This window comes from Paenibacillus sp. FSL H3-0321 (assembly GCF_038002865.1).
GTDB lineage: Bacteria > Bacillota > Bacilli > Paenibacillales > Paenibacillaceae > Paenibacillus_AQ.
On record NZ_JBBODH010000001.1, the window covers coordinates 6,413,360 to 6,429,193 of the forward strand.

A 15,834-nucleotide genomic window follows, 5' to 3' on the forward strand; every position below is an offset into this window, starting at 1 on the left:
AGGTGCTGTCCAGCCGTGAAGATAAAGGGGAACATTGATTATGGACAACGATCATCACCTGCAGCTTTGGGATCAGGTGCTTCTAAGAGTACTGGATATACGGCTGCGGCGGGTAGAAGCAGGTGAGTTTCATCTGCCTTATGTCCTGCCTGCAAGTTCTTTTATATTTTGTACGCACGGCAGCGGCGAGCTTTGGCTGGATGAAGAGATCTGGCTGGCTGATGGATTTTATCTGCTGCACGCAGGCAAAGGCAGGAGGCTTAAAGTAAATACGGAGAAGGGTATGGAGCTGTATTTCATTTTCTATAAAGCTGTTTTGCCGCAGAATTCCTTGCGTGAATTTCATATCCTGATGCAAACGGACAGCCCCTTCGATCATATGTGGGGAATTTCTCCAGCAGAGCCGCTGGAACTGCTCAGTCTTGCCCAACAGATGCTGGAGGGCTGGCATTCTGACAAAAGCCCTATAGGTAAGCTGCTGATAAAGGGAATGTTTATGCAATTCCTCCATCACGCTTTAAAGGATAAGCAGTACTGGAAAGCAGCTAAGCCATCAGTATCGGAGCAGGTTGTGCGGTATTTGTCACAGCATTATCGTGGTCAGGTATCCATTGAACGCTTAGCACAGCAGCTTAATTACAGTCCTCAATATATTTCACGGAAATTCAAAGAGCAGACCTGCTACAGCCCGCTTGACTATGTCATCAAACTTCGCATGCATAGAGCACAGGAGATGCTGCTTGCTACCAATGCTTCTTTGCAGGAAATCGCTACATATGTTGGCTATACTGACGTTGTATATTTCAACCGTATATTTAAAAAAAACATGGGTCTTGCTCCCGGAATGTTTAGAGCACAATTAGAAGCCGGTCAAAGGGATGTTTCGGATCATGCTATAAAGAAGTTAAATCCGTCTCTTGTTATCAAACTTATCCAACGATATCATATTGATGATAATGAAAATCATTATCAATATACGGAGGGTGGAGAGTTTGATATGCTTAACCATTACAAGAAAATGACCACAATGCTCAGCTTATGTGTCATGCTGCTGCTTGTTGCATGCGGAACATCTCAAGGCGGATCACAAGCTGCGGGGAGCAGCCAGGCGCCAAATGAACAACAGAATAAAGCGGTATCGACTCCGGCCATTCAGCCGGATGACGGATTGCCGCAGGAAACCAAAACTGTCTCTACGACATTTGGTGAAGTGGAAATTCCCGTCCATCCTCAACGGGTGGCTGCTATTTCCTATTTGGGTACTGTGCTTGCACTGGATGTTAAGCCCGTTGCGGCAGAGGAGTTTTTAATGTCAAGTCCATACCTTGAAGGAATGCTTGACGGTGTGGTGGATGTAGGCAACTCGCTGGAAAAGCTGCTTGAGATGGAACCTGATCTGATTATTAGTCATGTAACGGATCAAGAAACCTATGATAAGTATAAACAGATTGCTCCTACTGTTGTGATGCCGTACAATGCATTTGAATCCGTTGAAGCTGAAATGGACTATTTCGGCAAGGTGCTTGGCAAGGAGGAAGAAAGCCGGAAATGGAAGGAACAATTCAAGGAGCAGATAGCCAGCGCGAAGCAACAGGTACAGGAAGCTGTCTCAGAGAATGAAACGGTATCCGTTATGCAAGAGTTTGATGGTCTTGTATATTTGTTTGGCAGCAAGTCCGGCAGAGGCGGACGTATTATGTACGAGCAGTTGGAGATGAACCCTCCCGCAGTAGTACCCGAAAAAATGCTTCAGGAATCCTATGCTGAATTTTCATTGGAGCTATTGCCGGAGTATATGGGAGATTATCTTGTGCTAACCTCCGAATCCTCATTGGAGCAGCTGCAGGCTGATCCCATCTGGGGAATTCTTCCTCCGGTCAAGGAAGGACGCGTATATTTGTGGAATGAATCGAGTTCCTGGTACCGCGATCCCATTGCAATGCTTAATCAAATCAATGATTTAGCCGATTGGCTGGCTACTGCAGCGAAAGCTAACCTATAAACCGTAAATGCTGTGGAGACTCTGTCTGAGGATAGAGTCTCCTTTTGGTGCTCTATATTAGTTTCCGAGATCAGATTATCCGGCAGCAGGAAGATTCAGGCCTATACCTCCAAAATTATCTGCCGTAATGATATTATGTTTGTAGTCGTATTCAATGTGAGCCTCTACGTAGGTGAGGGACAGGTGCGGCAGAATGAATGGAGAAGTTACTGATCCAGCTTCAGATTGTAGATGATAGGAAGCCGGGAACAACGTTTATGGCCGATGTGCCATATGCTGTAAAGGGTGATGAAACTGTATGAACATTAAGGTGCTGATTGTTGAGGATGATCCGATGGTGGCGAAATTCAACCGCCATTATCTGGAGCAGGTGCAGGGTTTTGAGTTCGCAGGCTGGGCCTCTTCAGGCGATGAGGCTGCAAAGATGCTTGTGGATCGTGAAGTAGACCTGATACTGCTCGATATTTATATGCCGCATACCAACGGGCTGCAATTGCTGTCCTCCCTGCGGGAGCAGGGAAGCATGGTTGACGTTATTGTGATATCCGCAGCCAGCGACAATGGGAGCATCCGTAAAGCGCTGCAGCACGGGGCTGTTGATTATTTGATCAAGCCCTTTGAGTTCGCACGTTTTCAGGCGGCGCTGTCTGCATACCGGGAGGATCATCTGCTGATGAAGCATAGGGAGCATCTCAGCCAGGAGCAGCTTGACAAGCTGCTGCGGCATTCCCTGGGGAACGAGGAAGACAAAGCGGGCACTCTGCCCAAGGGACTTGCGGAAGGAACGCTGGAGAGCATTTGGAACACCATACAGCAGCTGGAAAGACCGGTATTCTCCACCGAGGATATTACGGCAAGTGCCCCGCTTTCGCGGATATCTGTCCGTAAATATTTGGCTTTTCTCACGGAGGCCGGTGTGCTGGAGATGGAGATCAGCTATGGAGCGGTGGGCAGGCCGGTATATATGTACACAGTATCTGCTACGGGCCATGAAATTATAGCTAAATATATATAAGCGGCAGCTGCCACTCAAGAGGGACCTTCGGGTCCCTTTTTACTGTACTGGACAATCGTTGAACCGGACGTGGTTACTCGCTTATTCGCTATGGATTAGAGATTTCATCACTCCTCTATGAATTTACGAAGCAAATACTAGGCATATTGGTCCTTTCTCTAAATAATATGTCGAATCTACTTGACAATGATAGGCCTTTTTGACTAGTGTTAACTCAAATATTGGTAGAGAGGATCATGCTCAGGATGGTAGGATTGTCGATGAAATCATTGTTTTACAAGTTTTGTATGGTACTATGTTTGTTAATTCTGGGTCTTGCTATTTTTCCGCGTCCGTCGCTAGGTTCGGCTAATATTGTGAACCCTGGCCAGGTCTATTCCTATTCCACTATGGAAAGAGATATCAAGAGTCTGGCCGCTAGATATCCTGGTCTGATCACTTACAAATCGCTGGGTAAGACGATATACGGACGCGAATTGTGGGCAGTTCAGCTAGGTCGCGGGGAAGCCTCGCTGTTTCTGAATGGCTCGCACCATGCCCGGGAATGGATGACGACTTCACTGCTCATGAAAATGGCAGACTCGTATGCTGAGGCCTATGTCCAGGATCAGAAGCTGGGAAACTATAAGGTGAGAGATTTACTGAACAATGTCAGTATCTGGATCGTGCCGATGGTGAATCCGGATGGTGTCACGCTTTCTCAGCAGGGCACAGCGGGTTTGTCTAAGAGTCTAGCTTCCACACTGGTAGGCTACAATGGAGGAAGCAGTAATTTCAAACGCTGGAAAGCGAATATGCAAGGGCTCGACCTGAACCGCCAGTATCCAGCGAGCTGGAGCACGATCAGGAATACTTCGCCTTATCCGTCGTACCAGAACTACAAGGGTGTGAAACCGGCGCAAGCGCCGGAGATCCGGCTTATGATGGATTTCACTTATACCCTGGATCCGGAAATGACCATTTCCTATCACAGCTCCGGCGAGATTGTTTTCTGGAACTTCAACACGCTGGCAGCCAATCTGGCACGGGACAAAAAAATTGCCGCCGATGTCGGACTCTTTACCGGCTATTCTCTTGTGAAGCCGGAGAAGAATCCATCCGGTGGAGGCTACAAGGATTGGTTCATCCAGGAGTTTAAACGACCTGGCCTTACGATTGAAATCGGCTCGTACGCCGGTGAGGGGCCACTGCCGCTCAGCGCTTTTAATAACATCTGGGCGAAGAATAAGAAAGTCGGAGTGTATGCAGCTGCGGTCTCATATGATCTTTGGCTCAAGAAGCAGACGCTGGAGCAGGTTGGGCTAACCATGAATCTGTTCACACGATCGGCAGTATTCTCCGGTACCGGCAATTCGCCAGCCATAGGCACGCAGCAGCCGCAGGAAGTATATGTAATCGCACGTAAGGGAAACTGGTTCCAGATCAAGTACGGCAGCGGTGTGGGTTGGATTTGTCCTGCACCTGGCACATTGGCTGTCGTGGAGGCAGTAGAAGCCACTGCTCAATTGAATGCACAAACAAAGCTGTATAAGTATCCTGATCTTCTGGCTCCCAAGGCGGGCATCCTTCCGCCACAGAAGGTAGAGGTCAAAGGCAAGTACGCCAATTGGCTGCTGGTCTCGAGCTTGAACGGGACGTGGTGGATTGACGGAACTTCGCTTACTCTGGTAGAGGCTGCGGACCCTACGGCAGTGCCGCAGGGTGCAGAGGAAGTAAATAATAGCGCCGGAACTGAAAGCAACAGTATTAATGAAGGAGGAGCACCCTCCAAAGAAAACAGTAACGCAGCGGAAAGCAGCGGCGTTACTGAATAAAGCAGCACAGCAGAAGGCAGTTGAATTGTTGGTTGGTGAGTGTCGCGGCAGCGGCAGCTAAATCATAGCATCATGCAAAAGCGGCAGACCCGAAACTACAGGTCTGCTGTTTTTGCTTTCAGCCATGTATAAGCATCTGCACCAGGCATTTAAGATTAACTTAAGATTCTTGAAATATTGCCGAAAGGTTGAAGAGATATTCTTGGTTCATGCGTCCAATGAGAGAAGGGACAGAATCAGGAGAAGAGGTAAAGAAAGATGAAAGCAATACAGCGGACTATAATGCAAACATTAATGATCATATTGGTTATGGTCACAGGCATCCTGCCTTTACTGCAACCGGGGGTGGCCCAGGCGGAAGCGGCTCCACTTGCTGTAGATACGGCCCGGATTGACAAATTTGTGGAAATGATGCGCGAGAAGCTGGATATTCCGGGTGTGGCTGTCGGCATTGTGCAGGGAGACCAGACCGTCTACACCAAGGGATATGGAATTTCCGGCCCCGATGGTCAGCCCGTTACAGCGCAGACCCCTTTTATTCTAGGCTCAGTCTCCAAATCGTTTACGGCGCTGGCCATCATGCAATTGGTTGAACAAGGGAAGATTGACCTGGATGCGCCGGTGCAGCACTATTTGCCGGACTTCGAGCTTGCGGACAAGGAAGCGTCTAAAACTATTCTGGTCCGGCATTTACTGAATCAGAACAGCGGACTGTCCACTTTACATGGGCGGACAGCTTTTACCAACACGATGCCAACTATAGATGCACTTATACACAATCTGAAAGACACACCATTAACCGAGGCCGTCGGCAGCAAGTTTCAATATTCCAATTTCAATTACGATATACTGGGCGGAATTATTCAGGCGGTTTCCGGCAAGTCTTATGCTAAATATATCCAGGATCATGTGTATTCTCCTCTGGATATGCAGAACAGTTTTACTTCTACACCCGAAGCGAAACTGCAGGGATTGGCCACAGGATACAAGTCTGTCTTTGGTTTCATGGTTCCTTTTGAGCAGCCGGACAACCAATCCATGCTTGCGTCAGCCTATCTGATCTCAACCGCAGAAGATATGAACCATTATTTAATTGCTCAAATCAATGGCGGAAGGTTCCATGATGTCAGCGTGGCTACTGCGGAAAGTGTTGCCAAGATGCATCAGCCGGCCATTAAAGACCCTACCACCGACGGTAGTGAATACGGTATGGGCTGGGAGATCGTTAATGGTATTGTTCAGCATGCGGGTGATGTTGAGAGCTTTCACTCCGATATGAAGCTGGACGGGGACGTAGGTGTTGTGGTATTGATCAATGCTCATGATTATTTGGTCCGAGGCTACAAATTAAGCATGGTGGCTGATGGAATTCTTGACATTATACATGGCCGCGAGCCGATCGAGGATGCGGGCAGCGTTGTCGGTACTCATATTATCATTGATCTGGCTTGTGCAGCAGTGGCAATTATGCTGGGAGTGTCGGTTTTCAACCTGTTTAAACGCAAGAAAAGCTTTCGATTTACCCCGTTGCGGACCAGTGTATTCGCATTTTGCCTGCTTTTGTTTAATATAGTGCTGCCGATTACGGTTTTATACGGTCCTAGTCATATTTTTGCCCCGTGGAGAGTGGTGGTCTCCTTTCTGCCTGGAGTTGGACATCTCGTCTTTGTCCTGAGTATCCTATCTCTCGGGATCGGTGCTGCCAAGCTGATTGTACTGGTTCATAATCTGCGTCTGCACAGAATGAAGGGAAGCGGGAAAACGATCGCCAGCTAGAATTGAATAGAGGAAACGGGGCCGAACGCTCCAGCCGGAAGATTCGATATCTTCAGTAAACAGGGAATCAACTTTAGTGCCAGTCAGAGGTCTGGAAAGTACTTACAGAGCGCATCGGCTAGCTTGCAGTAAAAGTGCCGGATTCTACATCGTGGAGTCTGGCTGCTGCCAGCTAAGCTAAGTGTAACTCCCTTTACGTTACCGATCCCTAAGAAAGGCCAGCGAGAGAAAGTCACTGCCGCCAACCCCCACCAATGTAGGCCCTGATTCTGATTAAGGTCCATGCCGAAGCAGCCGAATACTGGAAAAGCGGGAACCTGGCCGAGAAGGTGATGTACATATTCAAGCGGATCAGCAACCAGGATACCGGAGAGCTGAACCGCAACCAGACCGTCGAGTTAGAGTAGAGCAGACGGTTTCGGAAGCAGGCTCTACACCAGGGAGATCAACAGGGATTCATCTGTTGGTCTCTTTTGCTGTGCAGCCGGAAGAAATAAATGTCACGCCTTAGGCTACTCAAGTGTTATATCTATAGAAACAGAAGAAATAGAAGAAAGGAGATCAACGTGGATTCTATAGAAGAGAAGATTAGAAGAATACAGGCCGGTGAGGCCCGCCTGTTCTCAGATGTGATCAGGCTGTACCAGCAGCGGATATACCTCTACTGCTTCCGGCTGCTGAACAGCAAGGAAGAGGCGGAGGATGCGGTGCAGGATGTCCTGATTAAGGCCTATCAGAATATCGGGCAATACAAGCCGCAGGCGGATTTCGTATCATGGCTCTACAAGATCGCTTACCACCATTGTCTGAATCAGTTGCGGCGGCAGAAATTTCAGCTTCAACTGCGCAAGCTGCTCCGGCAGGACGTTGCGGTGAACAGCGCCGAACAAATGGTTGAGAACCGCCTGTTCAGCGAGCCGGTCTCGGCCGCTCTGGGGAAGCTTGATGTGGAAGACCGGAACTTGTTGATTCTGCGAATATATGAAGATAAATCGTTTGCGGAAATCGGCGAAATTCTGGGCGTCAGTACGGCTACCGCACGCAAAAGATATGAACGGACCAGAGGCAAACTTAAAAAAGCGATTGAGAGAAAGGAGAAACAATTATGGGCAAGAGTGAATTGACTTCGGAGGAGCAGTTTCTGAAGGATGGAGACCGTTCGGCCAATTTGATCCCCGTTGATGTTCATGGACCGGTAATGAAAGCGCTCGGGCTTGGCGGGACCTTACCTGCTGCAGAAGAGCAGACAGCGCTGCAGACACTTCCGCCAAACGAAGGGGCTCCTAACGTGATGCGCAGGCTGGAGACAGAAGCCGCGGCTGGGCGGGGCCGGAGGAGATTCCTGCGGATTCCGGTGCAGGGCTGGGTGGCGGCACTCCTTGTATTGGTCTTGCTGGGCGGCGGCTATACCCAGTATTCCGGTGAAGTCCGGCAGGGGGCTGGAGCTCAGTATAAGGTGTTGCCGTATAAGCCGCTTCCGGCGACGACATCAGGTGGTATGATAGAGAAGCCGAATGAACCCTTGATTCCCTGGCCGGCCAAGGCGCAGCCGAGCAAAGAGGATGAACTCTACAAGATGAAATATGCAAAGGGCTACAATGCCATTGAGACGCTGCTGCTTCCTGGAGAGTATGCCACCTATGTTATCAAACGTGAAGACGGGAAAGAAGAATCTCATCTTGGCTTGTACTGCCCGCCGATCATAGTCAAGGACTATTCCACTTATAAGACCAGTGTCGAGAAGCACCACGCTCCGGAAGTGAAGCAGCCGGGGTATATGCCGGACGGGTATGCCTTGGACGAGGCGTTTATCAAGCCTTCTTTTATAAAAGTTGAAGATGACAAGCAGTTTAAAGGCGAAAGCGAGATAGACCTGGGAGACAACTTCCGGATGACCTGGAAACGGGAGAAGGCGGAGAACATTGCCTATGATTCTTCTACACTTGTGTACAAGAAGGGGAAGATTCAGGTGAGAATCAGTGCCTCACGAGTTGATGAAAAAGCTAAACCGGCAGAAAGCCTGATGTGGACCAAAACGACAAAGGTGGAGAATATTGATATTGGCGGCAAGCAGCTAATTTATCTCGAACCCTCCAGCAACGAAAAGATTGACCTGGGGTATAAGTATAGACTGGTCTGGTCTGACCCGGAAGCGCAGATCATCTATAATATGTCGGTTCGCCAGGAGAAATCTGAGTTGACCAAGGATGAGGTCATCCGCATTGCTGCCGGTATGATGAATTAAACGAATGCAGATATTACGCTCAGGGCTGTTTCGCTACCTATGATAGCGGGACAGCCCTCGCTGCCCCAGCAGCAAATCCAGTTACTTTAGTTACTAAATGTTTTTTTTAATTACGTAAGCTTCCAAGAACAGCATCTTTGCCGCTATGATTATTGTGAAAATATGCACAAGGGGGCAAAGATTACACATGAAAAAGAAAACAGCAGCTGCTCTTCTTCTCATTCTCTCCGTCATGCTTGTTATCGCTGGATGCGGTAACGGAAACAGCAACAACAATACCAGCAGCAACGCAAATGAGAACAAGAGCAAGAACAGCGCGACAAACGCGCCGAAAGAAACTGAAGCCGTTTCGGGGGCATCCGAAGCAAGCTATACACCGTTCGATCAATTAAAAGATAAATATGATATTATCATTGTCGGTGCAGGCGGGGCTGGGATGTCTGCTGCACTTGAGGCAAAAGAAAAAGGCATGAATCCGGTTATTTTGGAAAAAATGCCGGTTGCCGGCGGGAACACAACAAAGTCATCTTCCGGAATGAACGCTTCGCAAACGAAATTCCAAAAAGAGCAGGGCATTGAAGACAGCAATGATTTATTTTATGAAGAGACATTAAAAGGCGGTCATGATACCAACGATAAAGAAATGCTCCGTTTCTTCGTTGACAATTCAGCAAGTGCTATTGATTGGCTGGATTCCATCGGAATTCGCTTGAACAACATCACGATTACTGGCGGGATGAAGGAAAAACGTACACACCGTCCTGAAGATGGTTCAGCGGTCGGACAATACCTTGTCAAAGGTTTGGTGAAAAACGTACAAGAAAAAGGCATCCCGCTTTTTGTGAACGCGGATGTGAAGGAGATAACTGAAAAAGACGGCAAGGCAAACGGCGTCAAAGTCCTCTTTAACCAAAAGGATGAGAAAACCATTACAGCGGCTGCTGTTATTGTGACGACCGGCGGTTTCGGCGCGAATATGGATATGATTTCTAAAGTGAGACCTGACTTGGAAGGATATGTGACTACAAATCAGATCGGCAGCACCGGTGACGGCATCCAGATGATTGAGAAGCTCGGCGGCACGACAGTCGATATGGATCAAATTCAGGTTCACCCGACGGTGCAGCAGGACAAATCCTATCTCATTGGGGAAGCTGTCCGCGGTGAAGGCGCTCTGCTTGTCTCAAGTGAAGGCAAACGGTTCACCAATGAACTGGACACGCGGGACAAAGTCACGGCTGCAATCAATACACTTCCTGAGAAATCGGCTTTCCTTGTATTTGATTCCGGCGTAAAGACCCGTGTTAAAGCGATTGAACAGTACGATAAGATGGGCTTTGTGATCCAAGGAGATTCTATCGAGGCATTGGCCAAAGAAATGAATGTCCCGACAGATCAGCTGCAAAAGACACTGGACACCTGGAACAGCTCGGTGAAGAATAAAAAGGATGCTGAATTCGGCAGAACTACAGGAATGGACAACGACTTGTCCGGTGCGCCATACTATGCTATTAAAATCGGCCCCGGGATCCATTACACCATGGGCGGCGTAAAAATCAACACGAACACAGAAGTTCTGAATAAAGACGGCAAACCTATTACAGGACTGTTTGCGGCTGGGGAAGTTGTAGGCGGCCTGCACGGACAAAACCGGATCGGCGGCAACTCTGTAGCAGAAATCATTATTTTTGGCCGTCAGGCAGGTATTAAATCTGCTGAATTCGTAAAAGCACAATAAGTAATCAATACCTCTTCTACTAGGCAGAATAAAAGCTTGGGCTCAACAGAGCCCAAGCTTTTTGCTGCTTTTATGCCTGTACGGCGGGAGAAGGAGACGGCTTGCTTGACCGGGTCAGCGAGAACAGCTCCAGCTCGGGCCGGTATTTGCCGGCAAGGGTATCGGCCAGAAGCTCGGCAGCGATCATGCTGTAGACCGTGCCGTTTCCGCCATATCCTTCAATGAAATAGCAGTGGGGATACTCTGGATGCGGGCCCATATAGGGCAGTCCGTCCCGGGTTGAGCCGAAGACGGCTCCCCATGAATATTCCGCTTCGATCCCCCGGATTTCCGGGAAGAGGGTTTCCAGCTCTTCAAGCAGCCGCTGGCCCTGGGAGAGCACGCGGATATCCCGGCGCTCCGGATCGGTCAACGGCTCATCTTTGCCTCCCGCAATAATGCGGTTATCCGGCGTAGTCCGGAAATAGAGGTACGGGCGGGCAGTTTCCCAGATCAGGCTCCGCTCATACCACTTAGGCAAATGTTCAAGCGGTTTTGTCATAATGGCGTAGGTATTAATGAGCTCGGCGCCACGGTCCTTTTTCATCTCCTGGGTTTCGTAGCCCATGGCAAAAATCACTTTCTTGGCGAAGATCCGTCCGTTCTCGGTAATGCAGGTTACACCCTCCGCGCTGTATTCATAATGCCGTGCCCGGGTATGCTCATAGACGCGGACTCCGTTGTCACGGGCCTTGTCAATCAGGCTGTGAACAGTCCGGAAAGGATTTGTCTCCGCATCGCCCTTGGAATACAGCGCGGCTGGTTTGGAGAAGGCGTAATGTGAGCTGACCTTGTCCTGCTCCCAGAATTCCGAATCAAAGCCGTGCGCTACCAGATTCTCATGCTCCAGCTTCAGGGTTGGCACATCTTCCGGTGTGCTTGCATACAGCAGGCTGCTGCGGGGAATAATCTGGGGATCAATGTTCAGCTTGTCCGGCAGCTCGAGAATTCTCCTGCTAGCCTGCTGGCACAGCTTATAGAACAGCACACCGTTTGCTTCTCCAAACGTATTCATGCAGGCAGTCAGCGATTTGTCGTTGGCTATCTGCAGCAGGCCGGTATTGGCATGGGAGCTTCCGCCTCCAATTGCTCTTTTATCAATGAGAACTATATCTGCTCCGCTTAAAGATAAGCGGTAGGAGGACATGGCTCCGCCCATGCCTCCGCCAACAATCAGGCAATCGCATGTAATATCCCCTTCAAGCGCAGGATAGGATGGAGGATTTGGAAATGAGCTGCCCCAAGGCAGCTGCCCGCTGTTTAGTTTCATTTGTTGATCTCTCCTTTATGAGATACAGATAGGGTAGTTTCGCCGGCTTTGCCCGCTCTTATGCACGGGTTTAACCGGCATTCATCCGGGAGCACGCATAACATCCATGCACACATAATGTGCTTGGATACGCGGCATAATAACGACTGCTTGAACCATTTACAAGGAGGGAAATACACACTATGCAATCGAACCAAATGCAGGCGCTTAGCGGCAAAGAAGTGGAATACATCGCTGACTCCATCTCTAATGAGGATCTGTTGATCAAGCAGCTGGCCGCAACCGCCGGGACGACTCAGAACGCCACGGTGCACCAAATCTGCGTGCAACAAATCCAAAGCCATACTGGTCATATGAATACACTTGTACAGCTGCTGGAGCAGCATCAGCAATACGCACCGACACAGCCGCAATAAAGCGGCCAGGTGTTAGTATGGAAAGCAATTTCAACACTAAACTATTGAGGGGGTAATATTGTGTACGCACAAAACGGATCGGCATTTATGTCGGATGAGGATTTGCTCAATACAGTGCTTGCAGATTTGAAACGGACGGTACGCGAATATACGACCGCTGCGACGGAGTCGAATTGTCCGACTGTACGCCGGGTGTTCAACGACCTGACCATGGATACTTTACACCTGCAGGGGGAACTGTACACGAAGATGTCCCAAATGAACATGTACACTACGCCAGGCAAGGCACTGCGCCAAGATATTGACAAGCAGATTCAGACCGCTCACCAGACCCAGCAGAAATGCCAGCAGTTCGTGCAGCAAAAAACAGGTGCAGCCGGAACAAACGCACATTATGGAAATGTTCCCCAGCATCAGCCGAATGTACAAAGCTCTTACTATATGTAACCTTCCTGCCGGGGGGTGAAGCAACGAAGGGCTTGACCTGTTCGTGCGTAAAAACCTCTGCAGCTAAAGCCGTCCGCTATCCGCCGGATTTCCTCCGGAGGGGTGGACGGTTTTTTGGGTTGGCGACCCTTATTTCGAGCACTGCCCCGTCTTTCCTGCGGGGTTATTTTGTTTGCAGAACTGCCATTTTCGTGTCATATTAGTATTAAACTCTTTTCGCAGGACGATGCGTGATTTTTACGCAGTTGCCGGTGCGAACTATCCGGAGGGAAGGCATGAAGGAAATGAATGAATTGAAGCGGAAAGTGCTGGAACTGCTCAAGGAGGACGCCCGAAGCTCTACGGCGCTGATGGCGACGTTGCTCGGAGCGGAAGAAGATGATGTTAAGACGGTAATTGAGCAAATGGAGAAAGATCATGTCATTGTAAAATATGCTACTGTCGTGAATTGGGATAAAGTGGATGACGAACGGGTGACCGCATTGATCGAGGTGCAGATCACGCCTGAACGGGGCCGCGGATTTGAAGGCATTGCCGAACGGATCTATCTGTACCCGCAGGTCAAATCGGTCTATTTGATGTCCGGCGCCTACGATCTATTAGTGGAAGTGGAAGGGCGCAACCTGCGCGAAGTCGCCAATTTTGTCTCCGAGAAGCTGTCTCCGATTGATTCGGTGCTCTCTACTAAAACCAACTTTACCCTCAAAAAATACAAACAGGACGGTATCATCTTTGAAGAGCATGAAGAGGACAAGCGTCTGATGATATCTCCGTAAAGGAAGTAATGATATGATCACCAATGAACCCAAACCAACCGGAGATACAGGTAAATCAATGAATTCATATTTGGCACCGCTGGTTCAGCAAATCCAGCCCTCAGGCATCCGCAAGTTTTTTGACATGGCGGCAGGCAGCAAGGATATCATTTCCCTCGGGGTCGGGGAGCCGGACTTCAAGACCCCATGGCATGTCCGCGAAGCCTGTGTCTATTCGCTTGAGAGAGGTTTTACCGGATATACCTCCAATGCAGGGATGCCGGAGCTGCGTGAAGGCATTGCCAATTATCTTCAATCTCGTTTCGCTGTTGAGTATAATCCCGCTAATCAGATTATCGCCACGGTAGGCGGAAGTGAAGCAATTGATTTGGCACTCCGCGCATTGATCGCACCGGGAGATGAAATTCTCATACCTGAGCCCTGCTATATTTCGTATTCGCCGATTACTGCAATTGGCGGAGGCATTCCGGTCGGGATCGAGACCTTTGGAGAAAATAACTTCAAACTTACGGCAGAGGCGCTTGAAGCCAAAATTACACCGCGCTCGAAAATATTGATCCTCTGTTACCCGAGCAATCCGACGGGGGCGATCATGAGCCGGGAAGACTGGGAACCGATTGCCAAAGTCGTCGAGAAGCATGATCTCATTGTGATTTCAGATGAAATCTATGCCGAATTGACCTATGGAAGCAATCATGTGAGCTTCCCATCACTGCCGGGGATGATCGACCGGACCATTCTGGTCAGCGGCTTCTCCAAAGCGTTTGCGATGACCGGATGGCGGATGGGTTATGCCTGCGGCCACCCCGATTTGATCTCGGCCATGCTGAAGATTCATCAGTATACCGTAATGTGCGCCCCTTCCATGGGGCAGGTAGCTGCGCTGGAGGCCTTGACCAACGGTATGGAAGAGAAAGACCGGATGACGGATTCCTACAATCAGCGGCGGCGCCTGATCGTCAAAGGCCTGCGCGATGCGGGATTGGACTGCCATGAGCCGCAAGGCGCGTTCTACGCTTTTCCAAGCATACGCCGTACCGGACTGACCTCAGATCAATTTGCCCAACGTCTCTTGCTGGAGTACAAGGTAGCTGCTGTTCCTGGCAGTGTATTCGGCTTAGGCGGCGAAGGTTATCTGCGCTGTTCCTATGCCACATCGGTATCCCAGCTGAACGAGGCGATAGAGCGGATAGGTGAATTCGTCTTACAGCTGGAACGTGAACGGACTGAATAAGGCAGTGAGATGAAGTTTAGGAGGGATGATTGTGCTCTGCGCCGATTGTTACTTGCCTTCCTATAGCGGGGAATGTTATCCGGGAAACGGAAAACGGTCCTGCAAGGCGGATGCTTTAACTCGCAAACTCTCTCTGGAAGATGAGATTCAGGCACTTCGCAGCAGAATGGAGCAGCTCTTTATACAGGAGAAATCCTTCACCTCAGATATTGTGATTGAAATCAGCAGTTTGCTGGACCTGAAGATTAATGAATATATGAGAGGACGTATGCGCAGGGATTGACTGCACATACATCCATTTGGAGATGGAGGGCCTTAGGGCCCTCTTTCTATTTCTCGCTGAAAATAGATGTATCATATTACTAGTAAATTCCTTATAATGGGTTATGAATGAACAATCATTCATTTTACGGAGGTGTCTATGAGCATTCAAAGCAAAATGCTGGAGCAGAGATTTATCGACGGCTTTGAGCAACTCGCTCCAGATCAGGCAACGCGCCAAATTATAACTCACGCGCTCGAGGTTTTTTCGAGGAAAGGATTTGCCGGGACCAAAATCAAGGATATTGCGGCCAGTGCAGGATTCAGCCAGGGGTATGTATATATGTATTTCAAATCGAAGGAGGAGATCTTCACCAAGATTGTCGAACTGGCGTCGGAAGGGGCAGGACGATCTGTGCAATATGCAGCGGAGCTGGAAGGGACTGCTATGGAGAGAATCACTTGGCTGACCGAGGCGTTTCTGTCCCCGGGCAGTCTTGCGATGCAGCATTGGCGGCTGATTCTTTTACAGACAGCAACCTCCGAAGCTATCCCGGAAGAAGCAAAGCGGATCTCGAAGGAGAAGATTAGAGAGCCTTTTGAGCAGCTGATTCCGCTTATTATGGAAGGCCAGCGGGCCTTGGAGATTGTGGATGGCGATCCGCTGGAGCTGGCGATAGCTTATTTTTCATTCATCCAGGGGCTGGGAATCGCAAGATCTCAGGCCACGGAGCAGAATTCTTTTCCTACTACAGAGCTGGTGCTGCGCTTTTTGAAGAGAAGCTAACAGAAGCGGACATT

Annotated in this window: 14 protein-coding genes; 13 read left to right on the forward strand and 1 reads right to left on the reverse strand. The window is 49.3% G+C overall.

What is annotated here, in order from left to right; genetic code table 11:
* Positions 1 to 40 precede the first annotated feature (40 nt).
* The 7 genes from MHI45_RS28445 (at position 41) to MHI45_RS28475 (ending at position 10,590) form a co-directional block, all read left to right on the forward strand.
* Entirely contained in the window at positions 41 to 2,002 is a 1,962-nt protein-coding gene (locus MHI45_RS28445) for an AraC family transcriptional regulator (protein WP_076111472.1), read from the forward strand.
* A gap of 298 nt (positions 2,003 to 2,300) precedes the next feature.
* Positions 2,301 to 3,017: a response regulator gene (locus MHI45_RS28450; protein ID WP_076111474.1), complete on the forward strand. Its 717-nt coding sequence runs from the start codon at positions 2,301 to 2,303 to the stop codon at positions 3,015 to 3,017.
* A gap of 260 nt (positions 3,018 to 3,277) precedes the next feature.
* Positions 3,278 to 4,831 carry a M14 family metallopeptidase gene (locus MHI45_RS28455; RefSeq protein WP_076111476.1) on the forward strand — a complete coding sequence of 518 codons (1,554 nt, stop codon included), beginning with the start codon at positions 3,278 to 3,280 and terminating at the stop codon, positions 4,829 to 4,831.
* Between the two features lie 258 nt (positions 4,832 to 5,089).
* Positions 5,090 to 6,607 carry a serine hydrolase domain-containing protein gene (locus tag MHI45_RS28460; RefSeq protein ID WP_083675697.1) on the forward strand — a complete coding sequence of 506 codons (1,518 nt, stop codon included), beginning with the start codon at positions 5,090 to 5,092 and terminating at the stop codon, positions 6,605 to 6,607.
* A 566-nt stretch (positions 6,608 to 7,173) separates the two neighbouring features.
* A complete protein-coding gene (locus MHI45_RS28465) occupies positions 7,174 to 7,731 on the forward strand; it encodes an RNA polymerase sigma factor (protein WP_256718140.1) in 558 nt (185 codons plus the stop codon).
* Complete coding sequence (locus tag MHI45_RS28470; RefSeq protein ID WP_083675698.1) at positions 7,713 to 8,852, forward strand: DUF4367 domain-containing protein; 1,140 nt, start codon at positions 7,713 to 7,715, stop codon at positions 8,850 to 8,852. The genes MHI45_RS28465 and MHI45_RS28470 overlap by 19 nt, the downstream gene beginning before the upstream one ends.
* A 187-nt stretch (positions 8,853 to 9,039) precedes the next feature.
* Positions 9,040 to 10,590: a flavocytochrome c gene (locus tag MHI45_RS28475; RefSeq protein WP_076111479.1), complete on the forward strand. Its 1,551-nt coding sequence runs from the start codon at positions 9,040 to 9,042 to the stop codon at positions 10,588 to 10,590.
* A gap of 70 nt (positions 10,591 to 10,660) precedes the next feature.
* Here MHI45_RS28475 and MHI45_RS28480 read toward each other — a convergent pair whose 3' ends face one another.
* Entirely contained in the window at positions 10,661 to 11,899 is a 1,239-nt protein-coding gene (locus tag MHI45_RS28480) for an NAD(P)/FAD-dependent oxidoreductase (protein ID WP_076111481.1), read from the reverse strand.
* A 182-nt stretch (positions 11,900 to 12,081) separates the two neighbouring features.
* Between MHI45_RS28480 and MHI45_RS28485 the strand changes: the two genes are divergently transcribed.
* From MHI45_RS28485 to MHI45_RS28510, 6 genes are all read left to right on the forward strand, one after another.
* A complete protein-coding gene (locus tag MHI45_RS28485; protein WP_076111483.1) occupies positions 12,082 to 12,315 on the forward strand; it encodes a hypothetical protein in 234 nt (77 codons plus the stop codon).
* A gap of 60 nt (positions 12,316 to 12,375) precedes the next feature.
* Positions 12,376 to 12,762 carry a spore coat protein gene (locus MHI45_RS28490; protein ID WP_076111485.1) on the forward strand — a complete coding sequence of 129 codons (387 nt, stop codon included), beginning with the start codon at positions 12,376 to 12,378 and terminating at the stop codon, positions 12,760 to 12,762.
* A gap of 275 nt (positions 12,763 to 13,037) precedes the next feature.
* On the forward strand, positions 13,038 to 13,538 hold the full coding sequence (locus MHI45_RS28495) for an Lrp/AsnC family transcriptional regulator (protein WP_038588292.1): 501 nt from the start codon (positions 13,038 to 13,040) through the stop codon (positions 13,536 to 13,538).
* A gap of 13 nt (positions 13,539 to 13,551) precedes the next feature.
* Complete coding sequence (locus MHI45_RS28500) at positions 13,552 to 14,772, forward strand: aminotransferase class I/II-fold pyridoxal phosphate-dependent enzyme (RefSeq protein WP_076111486.1); 1,221 nt, start codon at positions 13,552 to 13,554, stop codon at positions 14,770 to 14,772.
* 31 nt (positions 14,773 to 14,803) lie between these two features.
* The gene (locus MHI45_RS28505) at positions 14,804 to 15,055 is read left to right on the forward strand and encodes an aspartyl-phosphate phosphatase Spo0E family protein (RefSeq protein ID WP_256718141.1); all 252 of its coding nucleotides are present in this window, start codon (positions 14,804 to 14,806) and stop codon (positions 15,053 to 15,055) included.
* A gap of 138 nt (positions 15,056 to 15,193) precedes the next feature.
* Positions 15,194 to 15,820 carry a TetR/AcrR family transcriptional regulator gene (locus MHI45_RS28510; protein ID WP_083675699.1) on the forward strand — a complete coding sequence of 209 codons (627 nt, stop codon included), beginning with the start codon at positions 15,194 to 15,196 and terminating at the stop codon, positions 15,818 to 15,820.
* The last annotated feature ends 14 nt before the right edge of the window (positions 15,821 to 15,834 follow it).

What these genes read in the sequence shown, in the direction of transcription:
- MHI45_RS28470 (WP_083675698.1), top strand. Translation starts at nt 7,713, where the DNA reads ATGGGCAAGAGTGAATTGACTTCGGAGGAGCAGTTTCTGAAGGATGGA.
- MHI45_RS28450 (WP_076111474.1), top strand. Translation starts at nt 2,301, where the DNA reads ATGAACATTAAGGTGCTGATTGTTGAGGATGATCCGATGGTGGCGAAA.
- MHI45_RS28455 (WP_076111476.1), top strand. Translation starts at nt 3,278, where the DNA reads ATGAAATCATTGTTTTACAAGTTTTGTATGGTACTATGTTTGTTAATT.
- MHI45_RS28445 (WP_076111472.1), top strand. Translation starts at nt 41, where the DNA reads ATGGACAACGATCATCACCTGCAGCTTTGGGATCAGGTGCTTCTAAGA.
- MHI45_RS28495 (WP_038588292.1), top strand. Translation starts at nt 13,038, where the DNA reads ATGAAGGAAATGAATGAATTGAAGCGGAAAGTGCTGGAACTGCTCAAG.
- MHI45_RS28510 (WP_083675699.1), top strand. Translation starts at nt 15,194, where the DNA reads ATGAGCATTCAAAGCAAAATGCTGGAGCAGAGATTTATCGACGGCTTT.
- MHI45_RS28500 (WP_076111486.1), top strand. Translation starts at nt 13,552, where the DNA reads ATGATCACCAATGAACCCAAACCAACCGGAGATACAGGTAAATCAATG.
- MHI45_RS28475 (WP_076111479.1), top strand. Translation starts at nt 9,040, where the DNA reads ATGAAAAAGAAAACAGCAGCTGCTCTTCTTCTCATTCTCTCCGTCATG.
- MHI45_RS28480 (WP_076111481.1), bottom strand. Translation starts at nt 11,899, where the DNA reads ATGAAACTAAACAGCGGGCAGCTGCCTTGGGGCAGCTCATTTCCAAAT.
- MHI45_RS28460 (WP_083675697.1), top strand. Translation starts at nt 5,090, where the DNA reads ATGAAAGCAATACAGCGGACTATAATGCAAACATTAATGATCATATTG.
- MHI45_RS28485 (WP_076111483.1), top strand. Translation starts at nt 12,082, where the DNA reads ATGCAATCGAACCAAATGCAGGCGCTTAGCGGCAAAGAAGTGGAATAC.